The 21,167-nt window shown below is 67.7% G+C and carries 17 protein-coding genes; 7 read left to right on the forward strand and 10 right to left on the reverse strand.

The genetic code is table 11. From position 1 onward, the window contains the following. Window positions 1-151 precede the first annotated feature (151 nt). Window positions 152-1,489: a cytochrome P450 gene (locus NGM06_RS14370; RefSeq protein ID WP_254267621.1), complete on the forward strand. Its 1,338-nt coding sequence runs from the start codon at window positions 152-154 to the stop codon at window positions 1,487-1,489. A gap of 331 nt (window positions 1,490-1,820) precedes the next feature. Beyond that, window positions 1,821-2,138: a divalent-cation tolerance protein CutA gene (gene cutA / locus NGM06_RS14375; RefSeq protein WP_254267622.1), complete on the forward strand. Its 318-nt coding sequence runs from the start codon at window positions 1,821-1,823 to the stop codon at window positions 2,136-2,138. Window positions 2,139-2,249: 111 nt separating this feature from the next. Here the strand turns inward: cutA and NGM06_RS14380 are convergent, their stop codons facing one another. The 5 genes from NGM06_RS14380 to glpK all read right to left on the reverse strand — a co-directional run bounded on the left by NGM06_RS14380 (window position 2,250) and on the right by glpK (window position 7,280). Next, on the reverse strand, window positions 2,250-2,924 hold the full coding sequence (locus NGM06_RS14380; RefSeq protein ID WP_254267623.1) for an HAD hydrolase family protein: 675 nt from the start codon (window positions 2,922-2,924) through the stop codon (window positions 2,250-2,252). 52 nt (window positions 2,925-2,976) lie between these two features. Beyond that, window positions 2,977-4,029, reverse strand: a complete 1,053-nt coding sequence (arsB, locus tag NGM06_RS14385; protein ID WP_254267624.1) for an ACR3 family arsenite efflux transporter — start codon at window positions 4,027-4,029, stop codon at window positions 2,977-2,979. After that, window positions 4,026-4,418 carry an ArsR/SmtB family transcription factor gene (locus tag NGM06_RS14390; protein WP_254267625.1) on the reverse strand — a complete coding sequence of 131 codons (393 nt, stop codon included), beginning with the start codon at window positions 4,416-4,418 and terminating at the stop codon, window positions 4,026-4,028. Before NGM06_RS14390 ends, arsB begins: the two co-directional genes overlap by 4 nt. A gap of 129 nt (window positions 4,419-4,547) precedes the next feature. Beyond that, complete coding sequence (locus tag NGM06_RS14395; protein ID WP_254267626.1) at window positions 4,548-5,735, reverse strand: DUF7973 family transport facilitator; 1,188 nt, start codon at window positions 5,733-5,735, stop codon at window positions 4,548-4,550. Further along, window positions 5,736-7,280, reverse strand: a complete 1,545-nt coding sequence (gene glpK, locus NGM06_RS14400) for a glycerol kinase GlpK (RefSeq protein WP_254267627.1) — start codon at window positions 7,278-7,280, stop codon at window positions 5,736-5,738. Window positions 7,281-7,523: 243 nt separating this feature from the next. Here glpK and glpA point away from each other — a divergent pair, with 243 nt between their 5' ends. The 4 genes from glpA to NGM06_RS14420 are packed head-to-tail and all read left to right on the forward strand — an operon-like array spanning window position 7,524 to window position 13,146. Continuing rightward, the gene (gene glpA / locus NGM06_RS14405) at window positions 7,524-9,272 is read left to right on the forward strand and encodes an anaerobic glycerol-3-phosphate dehydrogenase subunit GlpA (RefSeq protein ID WP_254267628.1); all 1,749 of its coding nucleotides are present in this window, start codon (window positions 7,524-7,526) and stop codon (window positions 9,270-9,272) included. Then, window positions 9,262-10,617 carry a glycerol-3-phosphate dehydrogenase subunit GlpB gene (gene glpB, locus NGM06_RS14410; protein WP_254267629.1) on the forward strand — a complete coding sequence of 452 codons (1,356 nt, stop codon included), beginning with the start codon at window positions 9,262-9,264 and terminating at the stop codon, window positions 10,615-10,617. The genes glpA and glpB overlap by 11 nt, the downstream gene beginning before the upstream one ends. A 6-nt stretch (window positions 10,618-10,623) precedes the next feature. Further along, window positions 10,624-11,985 carry an anaerobic glycerol-3-phosphate dehydrogenase subunit C gene (locus NGM06_RS14415; protein WP_254267630.1) on the forward strand — a complete coding sequence of 454 codons (1,362 nt, stop codon included), beginning with the start codon at window positions 10,624-10,626 and terminating at the stop codon, window positions 11,983-11,985. A gap of 6 nt (window positions 11,986-11,991) precedes the next feature. Next, the gene (locus tag NGM06_RS14420) at window positions 11,992-13,146 is read left to right on the forward strand and encodes a Cdc6/Cdc18 family protein (protein WP_254267631.1); all 1,155 of its coding nucleotides are present in this window, start codon (window positions 11,992-11,994) and stop codon (window positions 13,144-13,146) included. 11 nt (window positions 13,147-13,157) lie between these two features. On the opposite strand, the gene NGM06_RS14425 is transcribed toward NGM06_RS14420, so the two are convergent. Continuing rightward, entirely contained in the window at window positions 13,158-13,574 is a 417-nt protein-coding gene (locus NGM06_RS14425; RefSeq protein WP_254267632.1) for a hypothetical protein, read from the reverse strand. Next, the gene (locus NGM06_RS14430; RefSeq protein WP_254267633.1) at window positions 13,575-14,600 is read right to left on the reverse strand and encodes an NAD-dependent epimerase/dehydratase family protein; all 1,026 of its coding nucleotides are present in this window, start codon (window positions 14,598-14,600) and stop codon (window positions 13,575-13,577) included. A gap of 85 nt (window positions 14,601-14,685) precedes the next feature. Between NGM06_RS14430 and NGM06_RS14435 the strand changes: the two genes are divergently transcribed. Continuing rightward, on the forward strand, window positions 14,686-15,330 hold the full coding sequence (locus NGM06_RS14435) for a helix-turn-helix domain-containing protein (protein WP_254267634.1): 645 nt from the start codon (window positions 14,686-14,688) through the stop codon (window positions 15,328-15,330). 28 nt (window positions 15,331-15,358) lie between these two features. Here NGM06_RS14435 and NGM06_RS14440 read toward each other — a convergent pair whose 3' ends face one another. From NGM06_RS14440 to NGM06_RS14450, 3 genes are all read right to left on the reverse strand, one after another. After that, window positions 15,359-16,333, reverse strand: a complete 975-nt coding sequence (locus NGM06_RS14440) for a DUF368 domain-containing protein (protein WP_254267635.1) — start codon at window positions 16,331-16,333, stop codon at window positions 15,359-15,361. A 130-nt stretch (window positions 16,334-16,463) separates the two neighbouring features. Then, a complete protein-coding gene (locus tag NGM06_RS14445) occupies window positions 16,464-19,619 on the reverse strand; it encodes an oligosaccharyl transferase, archaeosortase A system-associated (RefSeq protein WP_254267636.1) in 3,156 nt (1,051 codons plus the stop codon). 81 nt (window positions 19,620-19,700) lie between these two features. Continuing rightward, a complete protein-coding gene (locus NGM06_RS14450; protein WP_254267637.1) occupies window positions 19,701-21,164 on the reverse strand; it encodes a lipopolysaccharide biosynthesis protein in 1,464 nt (487 codons plus the stop codon). Window positions 21,165-21,167: the final 3 nt, after the last annotated feature.

A 21,167-nucleotide genomic window follows, 5' to 3' on the forward strand; every position in this document is an offset into this window, starting at 1 on the left:
CGGGCAACCCGATGGGGACCGTCCGCCGTCTGACCGACACCGCCGTGACGCTGGTGGAGGGTCGTCCCGGTCCTCGTCAGCGGGAGCGAACGCCAGTTTACCGGTTGACATCACCGCTGGATTCATCCGGATACAGCCCAATATCGTGTTGATGAGTTCCTCACCGCCCGGACCGAACGGAGAACCGCTGTTCGGCAGCAGTCGCCGGTACGCCCGCGACCCGTTCCGCTTCCTGTCGGCCTGCGAACAGGCCTACGGCGACGTGGTCCGGTTCGACCTCGGGCCGCTGAACACCTACCTCCTGACCGACCCCGCCGACGTAGAGCGCGTGCTGGTCTCGGAGGCCGACCGGTTCCGCAAGCCCGAGTTTCAGGACGACGCGCTCGGCGACCTGCTCGGGAAAGGTCTCCTGCTCAGCGAGGGCCAGACGTGGCGCGAACAGCGCGACCTCGCCAGTCCGGCGTTCCGGCCGGGTCGGCTGACGGGGTTCGCCGACGACATCGTCGCCCACAACGACGACCTACTCGCGGAGTGGTCCGACGGCGCGGAAATCAACGTCGAACTGGACATGACGGAGGTGACGCTCGCGGTCATCGTGGACCTGATGCTCGGCACCGACCTCGACGACCGACGCGTCCGGACCATCCGCGAGGCACTGGAACCGCTCGGCGCTCGATTCGAACCCGACCCCGTCCGGTTCGCCGCGCCGCAGTGGCTCCCCATGCCCGGCGACAGCGAGTACCGAAACGCGGTGGAGACGATGGAGGACGTCATCGACGACATCGTCTCGGAACGACGGGGCACTCACGGCGACGCCGCCGCCGACGATGGACCGGACGACCTGCTCTCGATTCTGCTGCGGGCGCAGGACCGCGGCGAGCAGTCCGACCGCCAGATTCGCGACGAGGTGATGACGATGCTGCTGGCGGGCCACGACACCACCGCGCTCACGCTGACGTACACGTGGTACCTGCTCTCCCAGCATCCGGCGGTCGAGCGTCGAGTCCACGACGAAATCGAGGCGGTACTCGGCGACGACCGGCCGACCATGGCGGACGTGAGAGACCTCGACTTCGTCGAACGGGTCATCGACGAGGCGATGCGGCTGTACCCGCCGGTGTACACGATGTTCCGCGAACCGAAGGGTCCCGTGGAACTGGGCGGCTACCGAATCCCGGACGACGCCGCCATCATGCTCTCGCAGTGGGCGATGCACCGCTCGGAGCGCTACTGGGACGCCCCCGACGAGTTCGACCCCGACCGGTGGACGCGCGACGTGGACCGACCGCGGTTCGCGTACTTCCCGTTCGGCGGCGGTCCCCGTCACTGCATCGGCAAGCACCTCGCCAAGTTAGAGGCCAAACTCATCCTCGCCCGGACCGCCCAGCAGTACCGCCTCGAATACGCCCGCGAGAGGAAACTGGAACTCCGGCCGACGCTGACGATGCATCCCCGAGACGGGATGCCGATGCGCGTCCACGAGCGGTGACTCGGGGCCGTCGGCCGGACGAGGATTCAAGTACGAAGCCGGGACGACACCCGCCCGGACGCCTCGCGCGGTCGCTCGGGAGGCTCGAAGCGAGGACCGCCAGTCCGACTACCCCGAGAGGGCTGAGCTAATTCGGTTTCACTGCTGCCTCACTGACGCTACGCAACGTCGTCACCCACCGCGAGCGAACGCAGTGAGCGAGCGGCCTTTTTGGTCCAGATTTTTGCGCCGAGTGGTACCCGCAGCGCCGGAGACGCGAGGATACCCGAGGCGTAAAAAGGTGGCCGAAAGAGGGCTGAGCCTTAAGATTCACCGCACCGGAGCTACGGGTATGCCGACCGCCTACGTCACCGCGCCGCCGGAAGCGGCGTCCGACCTCGCCGAGACGCTCGTGGAGGAACGACTCGCGGCCTGCGTCAACCGGTTCCCCTGCACCTCGGTCTACCGCTGGGAGGGCGAGGTCCACCGGGACGACGAGGTGGTGTTGCTGGCCAAGACCACCGACGCGGCCTACGACCGCCTCGAAGCGCGCGTCCAGGAGCTACATCCCTACGACGTGCCCTGCGTCGAGCGGTTCGAGGAGAGCGAGATGCTCGACTCGTTCGCGGCGTGGCGCGACGGGGAAGTCGGCGAGGAGGAGCGACGATGACGGGCCGCGACCGGGGACCGTGGACGCTGGTCGTCGGCGTGTTCCTCGTCGCCGTCGCGGCGATTGCGCGGGGGGCGCTCCGACGGCTTCGAAGACGAGCGTAGCGGCGGTTCAGGCTCGGCTCCGAAGTTCGTCCAGCACCGAGAGCGTCGCCTCGGAGTACGACTCGTCCAACACCACGTCGGCCGCGCGCTTGGCCTTCTCGTCGGCGTTCGCCACGGCGTAGGACTCCCCGGCGACGCCGAACGTGGACACGTCGTTCTCCGAGTCGCCGACCGCGACGAACTCCTCGGGGTCGCGGTCGAGGAGTTGCGCGACCGACTCCAAGCCGACGCCCTTCTCGATGCCGGGGGACTTGACGTGGTAGGCGAACCCGGTGTCCACGACCTCCAGTCCGTGTTCGGCCGCGAGTTCCGCCAGCGGGCCGAGCGGTTGGTCCCGGGCGACGGCGACCTCAGTCTCGCGCCACCGGTTGACCATGTCCGTCGGCCCCCACCCGAGGTCGTAGCCCGCCGCGACGTACTCCTCGGCGACCCGGCGGGCGGCCTCGCCGTCGGCGTTCTTCGACACCTGCTCGCCCGAGAGGACGAGACCGCCGTTCTCGGCGATGACGTTCTGCTCGACGTACATGAAGTGACAGAGCGCGACGGGGTAGGGAAACGCCTTCCCGGTGGCGACGACCACGGGCGCGTCCCACTCGGGGAGCACGTCGAAGAACCGCGGGTCTACGGAGTCGTCGGGCCGGGTCATCGTACCGTCGATGTCGAGGACGAGCGGCGGAGCCATGGCTCACGGTGGGAGCGTCAACCACAAAAACCGGTCGTTCGCGGGCCTCGCATCAGTCGGAGTAGGCGACTTCGCCCGCCCCGCGGGCCTCCGGAAACAGTCGGTCCTTCGTCGCCAGCGCGACCCGGACGAGCGCCAGCATCACGGGCACCTCGATGAGCGGGCCGACGACCGTGGCGAGCGCCACGTTACTCCCGATACCGAAGACGGCGACCGCGACCGCGATGGCCAACTCGAAGTTGTTCGACGAGGCGGTGAACGCGACGCTGATGCTCTCGGTGTAGTCGAAGCCCAGCGCGGCGGACGCGCCGTAGGCGAGCGCCCACATCCCCGCGAAGAAGACGAACAGCGGAACCGCGATGAGCGCTATCTGTTCGGGGTTCTCGACGATGTACTCGCCCTTGAGCGCGAACATCACGACGACGGTGAACAGCAGTCCGAGGAGTCCGAGCGGACTGATTCGGGGGACGATTCGGTCGTAGTACGCCGTCCTCCCGACGGTCCGGAACGCGACCTGTTGGGTGAGATAGCCCAGCAGCAGCGGCAGACCGAGGAAGACCAACACGGTCTGTGCGATGAGACCGATGGAGACGTCCACCGACGTTCCCCGGAGGACCGTGAGGAAGACGAACGCGTAGGGGACGAACAGCACGATCTGCAGGAGGCTGTTGACGCCGACGCAGACCGCGCACATCTCCTGATTTCCGGCCGCGAGTTCGTTCCAGACCAGCACCATGGCGATGCACGGCGCGATGCCGACGATGACCAGTCCGGTGACGAATTCGGGGTGGCCGCCGAGGAAGAAGACCGCGAGACCGTACATCACGAACGGTGCGACGAGCCAGTTGAGCGCGAGCGTCAACCCGATTTCCGTCCGTGCGGTGCGGGTGACTTTCGGGATGCGGCCGTAGTCGATTTCGGCCATTATCGGGTATATCATCACGAACAGGCCGACCGCGATGGGAAGGCTGGTCCCGTTGAACGTGACCGCGTTCAGCAGGTCGGCGACGCCGGGCACCGCGTAGCCGAGACCCACGCCGAGCGCCATCGCGAGTCCGATCCAGACCGTGAGATACCGGTCGAGGACGCCGATGTCGTCGCTCACGAGTCGGTCACCTCTCGGTCGGCGGCCGCGAGGAGCGACTCGGTGAGTTCGGTGGCGTCGTAGTAGCGCCAGTTACCGTCCTTCCGCCGCCGGACGAGTCCGGCGTCCACGAGGTCCGAGAGGGCGTGACTGACCGCGCTCTCGCTGACCTCGACCAGCGGTTCGAGTTCGCAGACGCAGAGTTCGTCGTCCGCGGCGGCGAGGACCCGGGCGAGTCGGTAGCGCGTCTCGTCGCCGAGGACAGCGAACACCGGCCGAGCCGAGTCGTCGGCGAAGGCGCTGTCGGCGAGGTCGTCCAGTTCCGCGAGCCGACGGTCGAGGTCGGCGTCCCGGCACTCGCCGAGTTCGTCGGAGACGAGTCGGCGGAGCCGCGTCGTCGTGCTTGCCATGGCCGCCGATTGAGCGGAGATTCAGATAGACCTTGCGGAATGAATCGCTGTTCAGATAGCCGGTCGCGTGACTGGCCACCTCACGAACCGAGTCGAAAAGAAGTCCGCCGGTGTCCTCCGACAGCCGGTTCAGAAGCCGAGCGACGGCACCCAGACGCTCTGGGAGAAGACGCCGACGCTGGCCAGTACCGCGACGAGGAAGGTGCCGACCACGATGGCCGCGGCGGGCGGGTCGAAGTGCGTGTCGGCGTGCGCGTAGAAGACGCGCTGGACGAGTTCGCCGACCAAGGCGCAGACGAGTCCGAAGACGCCACCGACCGCGAGCGCGGGGCCGAGCGGAATCGCGGCCGCCACCTCCGCGATGGGGGCCGTCGAGACCGACATTCCCGCCGGAGCGAGCGCCAGCGCCGCGGTGCTGGCGGGGAGGCTGATGTGGTGGGTCACCGGAATCTGCTCGACGCCGCAGTTGAGGAAGACGAGACTCGCCGCGCTGATGCCGAACGCGAGGAACGGACTGCCCGTCTTGTACGCGACGAACGCCGCGAGGACGCCCACGACGAACCCGAGCATCGCCACGTTCGCCCACTTGTACTGGTGGGGAAGCCACGGTTCGACGACGAATCGACCCTCCGCGGTCCCGCCGTCAGAGCGAGTCTCTGACGAGGCTCGCGCGTCTTCGCGCTGCTCACCGCCGTCGGCAGCGGGTTCGCCGCTCCCGTCGGTGTCGGCCGTCGCGGCCTCGCCGATGACGCGCCGGTCGCCGTCCTCGAACGGTCCCATGTCGAGGATGCCGCCGCTGGTGTCGCCGATGATGTCGTAGCCGAAGACGACGCGGTGGATGACGGCCGACAGCACGACGCCCATCGCGATGGGGTCGTAGGGCATCCCGAGCGTCGAGGAGGCGACGGTCAGCCAGTAGCCCACGATACCGAACGCGCCGCCGACAGCCAACACGTCGGGCTTGGTGCCCTGCGCGAACGCGATGTTCTTGGCCTCGTGGAAGTCGAAGTCGGTGTCCATGTACCCCTTCTTGGCGGCGTAGGCGGCCGCGGCCGCGCCGCCAGCGAAACTGATAGCCGGGGAGAACACCGGGCCGAACGCGATGGACCCCGTGATGCCGACCGCCGCGAGTTCGCTGGCCGTGCCCGCGTCGGACCCACCGGCGACTATCTTGCCGATGGCGTTGGCCGACTCGCCAGCGATGACCATGAAGCCGGTGAAGATGAACGCGGGGAGCGCCCCGAGCGCCGCGCCGAACGCGCCGCCAGCGAACGCCGCGAGCAGCATCTCGACGGCCCAGAGGTCACCCCAAGCCATTCACGAGTCACCCCCGTCGCGCGCCCAGTCGGTCGCGCGTTCGACGGCGTCGCTCCACCGGTCGTACATCCGGTCGGCCTCCGCCCGGTTCATGTCCGGTTCGAACTCGCGGTCCACTCGCCAGTTGTCCCGGAGTTCGTCCGGATCGTCCCAGTAGCCGACCGCGAGACCGGCGGCGTAGGCCGACCCGAGCGCGGTCGTCTCGTCCACCTCGGGGCGGGCGATTTCGGTGCCGATGATGTCGGCCTGCAACTGGCAGAGGAAGTTGTTCTTGACCGCGCCGCCGTCCACTCTGAGACTCTCCATCTCGATGCCGCTGTCGGCGACCATCGCCTCGGCGACGTCGCGGGTCTGGTAGGCGATGGATTCGAGCGTCGCGCGGACGACGTGTTCGCGGCGCGTGCCGCGAGTCATCCCGACGATGGTTCCGCGGGCGCGCTGGTCCCAGTGCGGTGCCCCGAGTCCGGTGAACGCCGGGACGACGTAGACGCCATCGGTCGAATCGACGCTCCGAGCGAGCGCCTCGGACTCGGCGGCGTCCTCGATGAGCGTCATGTCTTCGAGCCACTCGATGGCCGCGCCGGTGACGAAGATGGAGCCTTCGAGGGCGTACTGGACGGGTTCGCCCGAGCGCTGGAACCCGACCGTCGTGAGCAGGCCGTGGTCGCTGTCCACCGCCTCGTTGCCCGTGTTCATCAGGAAGAAGCTCCCGGTGCCGTAGGTGTTCTTGGCGTTGCCCGCGTCGAAGCAGGTCTGGCCGAAGAGCGCGGCCTGCTGGTCACCGAGCGCGCCCGCCACCGGAATTTCGGCACCGAGGAAGCCGTCTGGGTCGGTGGTGCCGTAGTAGTCCTCGTCGCTGGAGGGCCGGACCTCCGGAAGACACGCCGCGGGAACGTCGAACTCCCGGAGCAGGTCGTCGTCCCACTCCATCTCGTGGATGTCGAACAGCATCGTCCGGGAGGCGTTCGTCACGTCGGTGACGTGGTTCCCAGTGAGGTTGTAGATGAGCCACGAGTCGATGGTCCCGAACAGGAGTTCGCCCTCTGCGGCCCGCTCTTTCATGTCGGCCGGGCGGGCGCGCTGGGTCTTGATGGGGTCGGCGTTGTCGAGCAACCACTCGGCCTTGGTCGCCGAGAAGTAGGCGTCGGCTTCGAGACCGGTCTTGGCTCGAATCTCCTCGACCTTGCCCTCGGATTCGAGTTGCTCGACGCGGTCGGTGGTCCGGCGGTCCTGCCAGACGATGGCGTTGTGGACCGGCTTGCCGGTGTCGCGGTCCCAGAGCAGCGTCGTCTCGCGCTGGTTGGTCACGCCGATGGCGGCGAGTTGCTCGGCGGAGAGGTCCGCGTCGTCGAGCGCCGCCCGTACGACCGACTTGGTGTTCTCCCAGATTTCGAGCGGGTCGTGTTCGACCCATCCCGGTTCCGGGTAGAACTGTTCGTGCGTCTCGTAGGCGTCCGTGACGACGGTCCCGTCGTGGTCGAAGACCATGAATCGGGTCCCCGTCGTCCCTTGGTCGATCGCGCCGATGTATGAATTACCTGACATAGTTTACCACCGTCGGTGAGCGCCAGTCGCTACCGGATTCAGACAACCGCGCGAACTTTACGCACGGTACCGTCCTACCCGTAAACAATATTGACTTTCATTATAAAACTTTCGTCGGGACTCCCCATACTGGCCGATTTTCTCCCGTCGAAGAGTTTCTCAGTGGCGGCTCGACAGAATTTACTCTGTAAAGGACAGTGGCGGTAAAGTAAAGTATCGCGGGTCCCACGTCTGAGAAAACGGATGACAGCTACTACCGACGTTCTCGTCATCGGCGGGGGTTCGACGGGTACTGGCATCGCCAGAGACCTGGCGATGCGGGGCGTGGAGGTCACCCTCGTCGAGAAAGGGAACCTGACCCACGGGACGACAGGGCGGATGCACGGCCTGCTCCACAGTGGAGGGCGCTACGCGGTCTCCGACCAAGCGAGCGCGGAGGAGTGCATCGAGGAGAACCGCGTCCTCCGGGACATCGCGAGCCACTGCGTCGAGGAGACCGGCGGCCTGTTCGTCCAGTTGGAGGGCGACCCCGACGAGTACTTCGAGGAGAAACTGGAGGGCTGTCGGCAGTGTGGCATCCCCGCGGAGGTCCTCAGCGCCCGGGAGGCCCGCGACGAGGAACCCTATCTCACGAAGGACGTGAAGCGCGCGATTCGGGTTCCGGACGGCGCTATCGACCCGTTTCGCCTCTGCGTGGCGAACGCGGTCAGCGCCGAGAACCACGGCGCGCGCGTCGAGACCCACGCCGAAGTCGTGGACCTGCTGGGCGACGGCGAGCGCGTCACCGGCGCGGAGATACGCCACGACAGCGGCCCCGGCAAGCGCTCGCACGGGAAGTCCGGCGAAACCGAGGAGATTCGCGCGGAGTACGTCGTCAACGCGTCGGGGGCGTGGGCGGGTCAGATCGGCGAGATGGCGGACGTGGACATCGAGGTCCGACCGTCGAAGGGCGTGATGGTCGTGATGAACTGCAGGCAGGTAGACACGGTCGTCAACCGGTGTCGGCCGAAGGGCGACGCCGACATCGTGGTGCCTCACGAGACAACCGCCATCCTCGGCACGACCGACGAGGAGGTCTCGGACCCCGACGACTACCCGGAGGAACGGTGGGAAGTGGACCTGATGATAGACGAGTTGAAGCGACTCGTCCCCATCCTCGGGGAGGCCCGGACGGTCCGGTCGTTCTGGGGCGTCCGCCCGCTGTACGAACCGCCGGAGGTCGGGAGCGCCGACCCGACCGACATCACGCGCGACTACTTCCTGCTCGACCACGAGGAGCGCGACGACCTCCGCGGACTCACGTCCATCGTCGGCGGGAAGTTCACCACCTACCGGATGATGGCCGAGGAGATTTCCGACCACGTCTGCGACCAGCTCGGGGTCAGCGCGACGTGTCGCACCGCCGAGGTCCCCCTTCCCGGCAGCGAGGACGAGTCGGTCCTCGACGCCGGGATGGACCGCTTCGGCCTGCGCTCGCCGGTCGCGCGCCGCAGCGCCCAGCGACTCGGCAGTCGCGCGGACGAGGTGCTCTCGTCGGTCGAACCGAACCCGGTCCTCTGCGACTGCGAGGCCGTCACCCGCGCGGAGGTGCGGGACGCCATCGACCAGTCGGGCACCGACCTCAACGCGGTCCGCATCCGGACCCGCGCGTCGATGGGCAACTGTCAGGGCGGGTTCTGCTGTCACCGGATGGCGAGCGAACTCCACCCCGAGTTCGACGAACCGCAGGCCTACGCCGCGCTCGACGAACTGTTCGAGGAGCGCTGGAAGGGCGAGCGCCACGCCCTCTGGGGCGAACAGCTCTCACAGGCCGCGCTCAACTACGCGCTCCACGCGACCACGATGAACCGGGACCGCGACCCGGCCGGGGACGGTCGAGAGCGCGCGGGAGACGAGACCGGAGACGCCGACCCCGTAGACTTCGGCGCGTTCGACGCGGGCGAGTCGGCCGGTCGGCGGCCCGCCGCCGACGGAGGCCAGCGTGGCGATTGAAGACGACGTGACGGTCGTCGGCGGCGGCATCGCCGGGATGACCGTCGCGCTCGCGGCCGCACGCGAGGGCGCGGACGTCCGCGTGCTCTCGCACAAGGACTCGACTCTCCGGAGCGCGAGCGGACTCGTGGACGTGCTGGGCTACCCGCCGGAGTCCGCGAACGCCGACCGCGGCGAGTCGGACTCGACCCGTGACGGCCCACTCGCCGACCCGTTCGACGCGATTCCGGACCTGCCGGAATCTCACCCGTACCGGACCGTGGGCGTCGAGGGTGTCCGCGAGGCGCTGGACCTCTTCGACGGAGTCGTCGGCGACCGGTATCGCGGCGGTCACACCGACCGAAACGCGCTCGTACCGACCCACGGCGGGTCGGTCAAACCGACCGCGCGCTACCCCGCCAGCGCGGCGGCCGGACTGGCGAGCGACGACCGGAACGCCCTCCTCGTCGGCTTCGAGAGCGTCACCGACTTCGACGCGCCGCTGGCGGCCGACCACCTCGAATCCGCGGGCGTCCCGTTCGCCGCGCGCGGCGCGACGATTTCGTTCCCCGGCGACTTCCGGGTGGACGCCAAGATTACCCGGTTCGCCGACGCGCTCGACGGCGACGAGCGCGTGGCGGTCGAGGGCGACGGTTACACGACGGAACTCCCGGTCCGCGAGGCCCTCGCGGAGACCGTGAAACCACACCTCCGCGGAGAGGAGCGCGTGGGCTTTCCGGCACTCCTCGGTCAGCACAACACCGCGGAGATTTGCGAGGCGCTCGAAGCCGAACTCGGCGCGGCCGTCTTCGAGGTCCCGATGGGGCCGCCGAGCCTCCCGGGGATGCGCCTCGAAGGCGCGCTCGTGTCGGCCTGCCGCGACGCGGGCGTGCGCTTCACGACCGGGAACCCGGTGGTCGATTACGAGACCGACGGCGGGGCGGGGAGCGGGACGGCCAGCGACGAAATCGCGGCGGTCCGCGTCGAGCGCAACGGCGCGGCGATTCCGTTCCACGCCGACCAGTTCGTGCTGGCGACCGGCGGACTGGTAGGCAAGGGCATCGACTCGGACCGGGAGGGCGTCGCCGAACCGATTTTCGACTGCCACGTGCCCCACTCGGGCGACCGGTACGACTGGTTCGCCGACGAGGCGTTCGGCGACCACCCCTTCGCGCGGTTCGGCGTGGAGACCGACGACGACTTGCGAGCCCTCGACCGGGGAGGCGACGCGGAGTTCTCGAACCTGCGGGCCGCCGGGGCGGTGCTGGGCGGTTACGACTTCGCCGCGGAGAAGTCCGGGGCGGGCGTCTCGCTCGCCACCGGCGTGGCGGCCGGACGGAGCGCGGCGCGGGAGGTGACGAGGTGACTATCTATGAGTGACGCAGAACAGCCGATAGACCCCAGTGACCCAGACGGAGCGAGTGACCCGAACGACGTGCGAGCGGAACAGACCGTCTCGGACGACGAGTTCGAACCGGTGCAGGTGTTCCCCGAGAGCGAAGACATGGACCTCCGACCGGGGAGCGACGACTGCTACAAGTGCTCGACCTGCGACACTAACTGCCCCGTCGCGGAGGTGGACGACGACTTCCCCGGGCCGAAGTTCCAAGGTCCCGAGCAGTGGCGGCTCAAGCGCAAGGAGGACACCGACATCGACGACTCGGTGATGTCGTGTTCGAACTGCATGCGGTGCGATTCGGCGTGTCCCTCCGACGTGCCCCTCAGCCAGATGCACAACACGGCCCGGGGGGAGTACGTCGAGAACCAGATGGACAAGCTCTCTCGGGAGTACGTCCGCAACCGGATTCTGGCGAACTACCGGACGATGGCCGAACTCGGGAGCAAGTTCCCGCGACTCACCAACTTCGTGATGGGCAACTCGCTCGTGCAGGCGTTCAACGAGAAGGTGCTGGGCATCACCAGCGAGCGCGAGTTCCCCGAGTTCGCCGAGGAGACGTTCCGCGAGTGGTGGGAGAAGCGAGGTGGCCCGCAGGTTCGGTCCGAAGAGAAACGGGTCGCGTACTTCCACGGCTGTTACTCGAACTACAACACCCCGGCGGTCGGCAAGGCGATGGTCCGACTGTTCGAGTCGTTCGGCTACGAGGTAGTCGTTCCGAAGCAGCGGTGTTCGGGGACGCCGATGTTCGCCAACGGGATGCTGGAGGACGCCAAGCGCGCGGCCGGAATCAACGTCGAGAACTTCTCGGGCCTCGTCGAGGAGGGTTACGACGTCATCGCCTCCTGCACGTCCTGTTCGATGTCGCTCCGGCAGGAGTACCCGGAACTGTTCAGCTACGACGGGACCGCCAGCGTCGCGGCCCACACCTACGAGGCCCTCGAATACCTGCGACTCCACGAGGACCTCGAAGCGGAGTTAGCGGACGCCGAGATCGATGCGGGCGAGTTCGCCTACCACGCGCCCTGTCACGCCCGGAATCAGGGGCTGGCGGGGCAGGCCGTCGAACTCCTCGACGGTCTGGACGGCGCGAACGCCGAGGACGTGGGAGATTCGTGTTCCGGCATCTCCGGGACTTACGGCTGGAAGGACGAGAAATACGAAACGTCCATGAAAATCGGGTCCGAGATGTTCGAACACATGGAACGGACCGACGCCGAGACGGGGATGACCGAGTGTCCGACCTGCGCGATGCAGATGGAACACGGGACGGGCTACGAGATTCGCCATCCCCTCGAAGTGCTGGAGGAGGCCCTCGTCGGCGAGGGGTGCCGCTGAGAGCCGATGGACCTCGAAGAACGAATCGCTCGGCGGCAGGCCACGCGGGGCGACGACCTGTTCGTGGACCGAAGCCCCCTCAACCCCGCGGTCCACCTCCCGGACCCGGTCGGTCGCGGTCCCGTCCTCGAACGCCTCCTCGACGTGCTCGACCCGGTGTTCGACCGGCGACTCCCGCCGGACGCCGCTGTGTACGGACCGAAAGGCGCGGGGAAGTCGGCGCTGGTGAGCGCGCTGTTCGCCCACCTGAACGACCAGTTCGGCCGCCAGCACCGTCGAATCGGCACTACCACTCGCGCCGGAACAGCCACCGACACGGTCGAGTTCGTCCACGTCGACGCCTACCGCACGACCAGCGAGTTCCAGTTCTACCACACGCTGCTCGACGCCGTCGTCGAGGAGTCGGTCCCCCGACGCGGCGTCGGCACCGAGGAGTTCCGCGAGCGACTGGTCGAACAGTTCTCGTCGCCCGCCCGCAAGGCCGTCGTCGCCGTGGACCACGTCGCCGAACCGAGTTCGCCCTCCGGCGGCGAACTCCGCGAGTGGTTCGCGCCGGTCGCCGACGACGCCTCGCTCGTGGTCGTCGGCCGGGCGGTCCCCGACGACTGGGACTCGAAGACCGTCCACGTGCCGGAGTACCGCCAGCACGCGCTCGTGGACATCCTGACCGAACGGGCCTCGCGGGCGCTGACGAGCAGCGCCCTCCGACTCGGGCAGGCCCGACACCTCGCGGAGTGGGCCAGCGGCGACGCCCACGACGCCCTCGCGGCCGCGTTCGGGGCGGCCGACCTCGCGGACGCCGACGGTGTCGACCGAATCCGAGCGAGCGACGTGGACGCCGGTATCGCGGACGTGCCCGACGACGGGATTCACGTCGGCCGGGTCTTCGCCCTGCCGGAGAACCGACGGAAGGTCCTCCTCGAACTGGTCTCGCTCGAGGCGACGCCGCCGATAGACGAGGCGGCGAGCGCCATCGCGGAGCGCTCGGACCTGTCGGCGGCGACGGTCAAGCGGTTCCTCTACGAACTCGCCGAATGCGGCGTCCTCGAACGCGTTCAGACCGAGGCCACGGACGGGAGCGGGCGTCGTCCCAGTCGGACGGTCCCGCGGTTCCCCACGATTCCGTTCCGACGGTTCGAGGGCGAACTACGGGCGGAGTGAGTGGCGCTCGGTCACCGACCGACACCGACCGACGAGTCGGGAATCTTCGAGACCAACCAGAGACCGACGAGCACACCGACCGCGTCGGTGACCGCGACCAGCGTCGCGGTCGTTCCGAACGGGCGGTGCCACGGTCCCGCGGCGACCGCATCCACGTGGTCGGGGTTGGGGACGCCGAAGTGGAAGGTGAGACCGAACGCCAGCGACGCCGCCATCGAGACGGCGAACAGCCACGCGCCGCCCCTCGGTCGTCCGCGACGGAGCAACTGGAATCCGACCAGCGGCGCGAGCAGGACCACGCCGACGACGAAGGCCGACTGCCACGGCGCGAGCGGTACCGGTGCCGCGAGGTGCGGCACGCCGTGCGCAAGATTCGCGACGACGTGGACGCCGAGCGCGAGCGCCGCGACCCGCGTCTTCCCCGCCATCTACGCTTCCGGGGCTGGCGTCGCGCTGCTCGCCCGCGCCTCGTCTCCTCGCCACTCGTACCCCTCCGCCGTTTCGCGGAGCGTTCCGTCCTCGCGCCATCGCTCGACCACCGCGTCGAGGCCCTCGCGGGAGGTCGGATACCGAGGCTCCCAGTCGAAGTCGCGCCGGAACTTCTCGGCGGTGGTGGGCATGGGACTCGTCAGGAGGCGTACCGTGGCCTCGCCCGCGAGATACTTCGCCAGCCACCCCGGTACTCTGCGGGGGTCGGGCGCGTCGAGGCGGTCGGCCAAGGCCCGCAGGAACGCGGCGGTCGTGACGGGTCGCTCGTCCACGACGTGGTAGAGACCGGTTCGCGCTCCGGTCGTCGCTTCGGCGAACGCCGTCGCGGCGTCGTCGACGTGGAGGAACGACAACTCGGCGTCTCTCCTCCCGAGGATTCCGCGTCCGACTATCGGCGCGTTCCCGGCGAGCAGTTGCTCGCCGAACGACCGGACGTGCGCCGAGTCGTGCGCGTAGAAGAACCCGCACCTGAGAACGGTCGTCTCGAACTCCGACTCTGCGGCCGCCTCCCGAGCGATTCGCTCGGCGTCGAGCGCCGACTGCGTGGTCCAGTCGGGGTTGGGGTCTGCGGTCTCGTCGAACGCAGACCCGTCGGGACGCCGGGCGACCCAGACGACGCTCTGCTGGACGAACCGCTGTGCGCCCACCTCCTCGGCGACTGCGGTCAGGTTCCGCGCGCCCTCCCTTCGCACGCGGTCGTTTCGCTCCCAGTCCGCCGGGTCGGGCTTGCGCTCGGTGGGAACGGCCGTCGCGGCGTGGACTACGGCGTCGGCCCCGACCGCGGCGTCCCGGAGCGATTCGCGGTCGAGCACGTCGCCCCGGCGGGGGTCACCGCCCCGCGCTCGGACCAGTCGGTCGCCCGATTCGTCTCTGGTCAGGCCGACGACGTCGTGCCCTCGGTCGGCGAGTTCCGCCACGAGTCGTCGCCCGAGGACGCCCGTCGCGCCAGCGATGAAGACTCTCATATCAGTTCGCACGGTCGGGACGACGGTATCGGTTCTGCCGGACCTGCGCGGTGGATTTATCCCTTCGGCGGCCGCGACTCGCCGTATGCGTCGCTTGCAGTTGACGTTCTACGCGCCCGACGCCGAGGTCCACCCGCTCCACACCCTGATGGCCGAGCGCGACTACGTGAACGCGGCCGAGATGGTCCACTGGAACGACGCGGGCGAGACCATGACCCACGCCTTCTACGTCGAGGCCGACCGCGAGGCGTTCGCCGCTGCACTCGACGAACTGTCCGAGGTCCGAGCCTACGACCTGACGACGGTGGCCGAGGACCGGTTCTACCTCCACGTCCGGGCCGAGACGACGCCGGTCCAGCGGGCGATGTTCGACGCCTACAACCGGGGCGGTCTCGTGGTCACTTCGACGCTCGAACACACCGACGACGGCGGCGTCACCTTCGAGGTGGTCGGCACCACCGAGGCCCTGCAGGACCTCCACGGTGGCGCTCCGGACGGCATCGAGGTGGACATCGACCGCGTCGGCGGGCCGTCCGCTGAGTACGAGACGCTCCTCTCCGAGCGCCAGCGAGAGGCCGTCGAGACGGCTGTGAGGGTCGGCTACTACGACGTGCCACGGACCGCTACTCACGAGGACGTGGCCACGGAGTTGGCGTGCGCGCCGAGTACCGCGTCCGAACACCTCCGGAAAGCCGAGTCGAAGGTGCTACAGTCGCTGTTCGGAGCGTAGCGCAGAATCGGTGAGAGTCGATTGGGTCTCAGTCGTTTCGCGGTGCGGGGGTCGGGTCCGTGTGCTCGTCCTCGACGTAGTCGAGGTCGTCGGTGTAGTAGTCGACCAGCAGGACCGCCGCTCCGCCAGCGAGCGTCGCGAGTGCGACCGCGGCCACGCGTGCGACCGGCCACGCCCCCTCCGCAGTGACGACCTCTGCGGCCGGTAGGCGGAGCGCGCCGACCATCAGCGCGACCAAGAACGTCAAGGTCACTTCCCGGTAGTTCGACAGCGCCCACTCGACCACGCGGGCGAAGGTGAGGACGCCGACCGCCGCGCCCGCGCAGAACGACGTGACCGCCACGGCGGGACCGACCAGCGAGTCGAGCGACCCGCCCCGTAGGACCGCGATGGCCTCGTCGATGAAATCGTGAAGCGCGTTCGACATGAAGTTGTACTGGCCGAACAGCAAGAGCAGGAACGCCCCGGAGACTCCCGGTAGCACCATCGCGGTGACCGCGAACCCGCCCGCGAGGAACAGCACGACCGGCGAGTGGGGGACCGACGTGGCGGACGAGACGCCAGCGAGCAGGAACGCGGCGACGAACCCAACCACGGCGGCGGCGCGTTCCGCGTTCGTGTCGAGTCGCACCTCGGTCCAGAGCGCGACCGCTGAGGCGGCGATGAGACCGAAGAAGAACCCGTACAACACGGCCGGGTTCGACTCCTTGACCGAGAGGATAGCGCCCGTCACTGCGACGATGGCGCTGATCATCCCCGCCAGCAACACCGCGAGAAACACCACGTCCATCTCTCGGAGCATCGAGACGATTCGACCCCGCGCTTCGGAGTCGTACGCTCGGGGCAGGTCGGTCACGACGCGCGGGTCGAAGGCCGCGATGGCTCCCACGAGTCGCTCGTAGATGCCGGTTATCAGCGCGATGGTACCGCCAGAGACGCCCGGGACGCCTTCGGCGATGCCCATGAACACGCCCTTCAGGTAGATGGAGAGCAACTCTCGCATTCGCGCGTTCGTACGACGACCCGCCGGAAAACGGTTTGCTTTCGCGGCAGTAGAGCGTGGGATAGCGGTGGACGCCGAGAGACCCGTGTAGAATCAGCCGCGGAAAATCGGTCCGCCGAGACGACTCGTTTCAGTCCCGCAGACCGACGACGAGCGCACCGGCGTAGGCACCGACGAGACCGGCCCGCATCGGGGTGGTCTCCTCGCGGTCGGGCAGGGCGCTCTCGGGCGTCGAACGCGACTCGGCATCAGCGTCCGACCGTGCGCTCGGGGTCGCGAGCGCCGAGGTGTTATCGCTCGACTCGTTGCCCGACGCCGTCTCGTTCGTCTGGTCGCCCGATGCGGTCTCGTTACCGGACGCCGTCTGGTTGCCCGACTGGTTCTGCTGGAGCGAGACTGACTCCTTCGTCAGTTCGACCGTCACGTTCTCGTCGCTCTCGCCGATGACCTGCGCCTCGGTCACCTCTGCGGAGGCGTTGGAGAACGTCAAGTTGCCGTCCTCGATGCTCCGCGACGTGAAGAACTGGTACGGACCGGTCGCCCGCACGCTGACGTTGGTGTACCCGTTCTCCGGTCCCCAGTTGTCGTACCCCGTCGAGGAGTACGGCAGCGTCATCGTGAACTGACCGTCCGGACCGGTCCGAGCCTGCTGACTGTAGGCGAACGAACCGGACTGGCCGACCGGCGACAGTTGGACGCGCGCCGTGACCGTGGTGTTTGCCGGGCCGGTACCCGTCACCGTCGCGCCGGGGACGCGCTCGAACGTCTTGACCCACGACGGCGAGGTCTGGAGAATCTGGCGCGGGTTCATCCCGGCCTGCTGGAGCAGTCGCATCTCGCTCCGCAAGTTGCGTGCGTAGCCCGAGGAGTTCGCGGCCGAGGATTCACTCTGCTTGACCACGCGGTAGTGTTCGAGCGCCGGAACCGGTTCGCTCGGGAACGGTCCGATGCCCCCTATCTGGGACGTGCTGTCGTTGGCGACGAACTGCCGGGCCTGCTGCATCGTCTGGAACTTCCGGACGAGCGTCGCGTTCGGTCCCTGTTCGGCGATCTTGTACGAGACGGTCTCGCCGTCGGGCGTCCGGTAGGTCTGGGCGCGCCAGTCAACGACGACAGGTGCGGGTTCCATCCGACCGCCGTGGTAGAGGTAGAGTCGCGCCACCTGACTCTGATAGTAGCGCTGGGTTCGCAGGTTGAACGCAGTCCGGGGTCCGTTCTGGCCCTGCTGGTAGACAGGTTCGTAGAAGTCCGACCGAGAGACGTTCGGGTTGAACGTCGCTGGCGCGAAGAACTTCCCGCCGGAACTGGAGTACACCGAAGCCATCTTCCAGTCGGCCATCACGTACCGAGTCTCCTCGCTGTCGTTACCGAGCGTCTGGAGGATGTTGTTCGCTCGCTGCTCGCTCGGTGCGAGCAGGTACTTCGCGGCGGTCTCGGCACCCTCCTGGAACGGGTTGGCGTTCGGGATGCGCTCGCCGCGGGTCGTAATCCAGTGGCCGTAGTCCCACCACGACATGACGCCGTAGGAGCCTTCGGGGTACTGGAAGTCGTTGTTGCTCTGCTGATAGGTGCCGTAGTAGTCGAGTTCACCCTCGTTGTTGGCGTTGCCGTAGTCGCCCTCCGCGGGCGTGTTGTTCGCCAACCAGTCGAGCGACCCGGCCCAGTTGACCGTGCCGGGTTTGGGACCGGACTGCCCCGTCTGCATCGCAGTGTTCGTCTTGTCGATCGACGGGTACCCGGACGACCCGAGGCTGGCAGGGGTGACCAGCACGGGGACGACGAGCAGGACCACGAACACGACCGCGACTACCTGATACCCCTCGATGTCGGTCAGCGACTTGCGGTCGGTCAGGTTGGCGACAGAGAGAATCTGCTTGAGGAGGAAGGCGTTCAGCACCGCGACCGGGACCGCGAGGTAGTAGTTGAACCGCACCTGCGTGAACGCCGCCGCGGTGATGAAGGCGGCCCACACGAGCACGAGCAGCTGCTCGGCCCGGTGGTCGTCGGTCCGATAGGTATTCCAGACCATCCAGACAGCGGCGATGATGGCCGTGAACAGCATCAGACCGTACTCCTGCATGATGACGTCGTACCACTCGATACCGAATCGCGGTCGGACGTTCGAGAGGAACGGTTTGGCCTCGCCGATGGTCCGGGTCTGCGCACCGGCGCTGAAACCGATGAATCGGACGAGGTTCCGGCGAATGAGGTTGAACAGCGACGGGAGCGCGAGGTAGACGAAGCCGGTGACGGCGAGAACGATGCCGCCGATAGTCGCGGGATAGAGTGCGGTCGCGAGGTCGCGGGCGTCCCACTCGCGGGCGAGCCACGCCATGAAGACACAGCCACCGGCCACCGCGAACGCGAGCAGCGGTTGCAGCGGCGAGAACCGGGTCGGGTTCATGTCGAACGTGCCGAGCGGGACCAACAGGAGCAGGCCCGTCACGGTCATGCTGACAGCGCCGACGAACGCGAGGTGGTCGGGACTGACCCCGCGAACGTAGTCCGCGGTGAGTTTGATGCCGAAGAAGACGCCGAAGATGCCGACGAGAAGCACGCCGGGCGGCCACGTCCAGAGGTACAGGGCGGTGGCGACCCCGGCGAGCGTACTGAAACCGAGGGGGACGCGGAGCGCCTCGAAGTCGCCGTCGGCCAGCAGTTCGTAGACGGGTCGCTCGCGTTCGGCGACGGTCAGTGCGACCATCATCGCCAGCACGGCGAACGTCTGGAACAGCGGTTCCGCGATGTTGTGGTCGGCGAATCCGACCAGTCCGCGCCGCAGGAACGTTCCGGGGAACAGCGCGAGGACGACGACGCCGAACAGACCGCCGGGACGGCCGCCGAGGCGCTTCCCGACGAGATACGTCGGGATTGCGACCAGCGCGCCGAAGATTGCGGGTGCGACCAAGAGGGTCTTCGCCACGAGCGTGCTGGAGGGGTCGCCGAGTCCGACCACGAGGGCGGCAGTGGCGATGAGTTGGTCGTAGAGAGTGCCGAACTGACCGACGCTGGTCCCGAACGGGAAGTAGGTCCACGGGTCGAAGGGCATCGTCGCGGGCCAGTTCTGGACCGTGTACTGTACCTGTCTGAGGTGGTACCACGCGTCGTTTCCTTTGAAGATGACCTCACCGTTTCTGATGAACTTTCCGTAGGACTGGAGCCGTACCCAGAGCATAAACGCGATAGCCGCGGCGAGTACGGGGACGTGATACCAGTCCTCGAACGAGTCGAGGACCGAATCGGCCGACTCGGTCGAGTCCTCGACCTGCTCAGTTTGCTGGCTCATTGAGTTGATGGAGTGCCAAAACGCGCATAAGCCTTGTGACTTTGAGTTTCGACACTTCGAGGCGGACCGTTCGGGCGGGGGTCAGCCCTCGGAACGGCCGCGGCGCGCGAGCACCTGCTCGTAGACCGGTCCCAACACGTTCGCCAGCGTGAGTCTGAAGTGCGAACTCGCGACGGCGAGGACCGCGAAGTAGACGGCCGCACCGACCCCGACCAGTACGATGACCGGAAGCCAGTAGTCCAGCGCGATCATCCCCCTGACCTCGGTGATGACTGCGAACATCGCCAGTCCGCTCACCGTCTGTGCCGCGATGGGGGTCGGGAAAATCGTCCCCCCGAACAGTTCGCGACAGAGGTACTGGAACGCGAGGAACATGAACACTTCGGCGACGAGCGTCGCACCGATGACGCCGAGGAGGCCGTACCGCTGGGCGAGAACGATTGCGAGCGGAACGTGAACGAGGAGACCTGCGAAGTTCACGCGAAACGTGAGTTCGGGTCTGTCGGTCCCGTCGATTGCGGATTCGAGCGGAAGCTGGTAGATGTAGAAGACGTAGAACAGCGCGACGCCGACGAGCGCCTCGCCGCCCTCCCCGAACCCGGAACCGAAGAACGTTCGCATCAGCACGTCCGGCAGCGCCAGCGCGCCGAAGAACATGGGGATGCCGAGCAGTCCGGCGTAGGTCATCGCGTTGGCCACGTCCTCACGCACGCCCTTCCCGAGCGACGACCGACCGCTGACTTTCACCTCTAACGGGTTGCTGATACTGGCGGTCAACTGCGAGGCCGGAAGCACCAGTCGGAGCGCCGTCTCGTAGAAACCGACCGCACCGGTGCCGACGAACCACCAGATGAGGAGCGGGTCGGCGCGTTTGTACACGTCGTTGACGACCGAAGTCGGGATGCTCCACCGGGCGAACTCGCCGGTGTACGCGAACGTCTCGCGGGAGGGGAGCGCGGGCCGGACGCCGCAGACGACCGCGACGACCACGGCCGTGACGGCGCTCGCTATGGCCAGACCGAGCAGGATGCCGAACGCCTCCATCCCGAGGAGCAGGAGTACGAGTTGAAACGCGAGGGTCACGACGCTCCGCACCGTGTCTATCCAGAACGACCGTCCGGGGAACCCGATTCCGGCGTAGAACCGATTCAGAATCTGGAACGAACCGACGGTGCTGAACACGAGGACGATGCCGAGGACGTCGTCGGCGGTGATGCCTTGGACCGGCAGGGCCGGTACCGCCGCCACGAAGGCGGCCGTGACGACCCCGACGTAGAGGGCGTGGAAGGCCAGTCCGAGACCGAGGTACTCCGAGGAACCGGTCTCGACTTCGCTGACTCGTTTCTTGATGGCGTTGCCGAGACCGGCCGAAACGCGCACGAGCATCAGCGCGATGGAAAGCGCGACGTAGTACCGGCCGACACCGGCGTTCCCCAGCACTCGCGCGAAGATCATCACGCCGACGAACCCGAACGCCGACATCGTGAACTTCGCGGCGATGGAGACGAGCGCTTCCTTGCCGATGTCGAGGTCAGCGGTACTCATCTA

It is taken from the genome of Halorussus aquaticus, from assembly GCF_024218795.1.
In the GTDB taxonomy this organism is placed as follows: Archaea; Halobacteriota; Halobacteria; order Halobacteriales; family Haladaptataceae; genus Halorussus; species Halorussus aquaticus.

Bases quoted from the DNA above. Each gene is read 5' to 3' on its own strand.
- NGM06_RS14370 (WP_254267621.1), top strand. From the start codon at position 152: ATGAGTTCCTCACCGCCCGGACCGAACGGAGAACCGCTGTTCGGCAGC.
- cutA (WP_254267622.1), top strand. From the start codon at position 1,821: ATGCCGACCGCCTACGTCACCGCGCCGCCGGAAGCGGCGTCCGACCTC.
- NGM06_RS14380 (WP_254267623.1), bottom strand. From the start codon at position 2,924: ATGGCTCCGCCGCTCGTCCTCGACATCGACGGTACGATGACCCGGCCC.
- NGM06_RS14390 (WP_254267625.1), bottom strand. From the start codon at position 4,418: ATGGCAAGCACGACGACGCGGCTCCGCCGACTCGTCTCCGACGAACTC.
- NGM06_RS14395 (WP_254267626.1), bottom strand. From the start codon at position 5,735: ATGGCTTGGGGTGACCTCTGGGCCGTCGAGATGCTGCTCGCGGCGTTC.
- glpK (WP_254267627.1), bottom strand. From the start codon at position 7,280: ATGTCAGGTAATTCATACATCGGCGCGATCGACCAAGGGACGACGGGG.
- glpA (WP_254267628.1), top strand. From the start codon at position 7,524: ATGACAGCTACTACCGACGTTCTCGTCATCGGCGGGGGTTCGACGGGT.
- NGM06_RS14415 (WP_254267630.1), top strand. From the start codon at position 10,624: ATGAGTGACGCAGAACAGCCGATAGACCCCAGTGACCCAGACGGAGCG.
- NGM06_RS14420 (WP_254267631.1), top strand. From the start codon at position 11,992: ATGGACCTCGAAGAACGAATCGCTCGGCGGCAGGCCACGCGGGGCGAC.
- NGM06_RS14425 (WP_254267632.1), bottom strand. From the start codon at position 13,574: ATGGCGGGGAAGACGCGGGTCGCGGCGCTCGCGCTCGGCGTCCACGTC.
- NGM06_RS14430 (WP_254267633.1), bottom strand. From the start codon at position 14,600: ATGAGAGTCTTCATCGCTGGCGCGACGGGCGTCCTCGGGCGACGACTC.
- NGM06_RS14435 (WP_254267634.1), top strand. From the start codon at position 14,686: ATGCGTCGCTTGCAGTTGACGTTCTACGCGCCCGACGCCGAGGTCCAC.
- NGM06_RS14440 (WP_254267635.1), bottom strand. From the start codon at position 16,333: ATGCGAGAGTTGCTCTCCATCTACCTGAAGGGCGTGTTCATGGGCATC.
- NGM06_RS14445 (WP_254267636.1), bottom strand. From the start codon at position 19,619: ATGAGCCAGCAAACTGAGCAGGTCGAGGACTCGACCGAGTCGGCCGAT.
- NGM06_RS14450 (WP_254267637.1), bottom strand. From the start codon at position 21,164: ATGAGTACCGCTGACCTCGACATCGGCAAGGAAGCGCTCGTCTCCATC.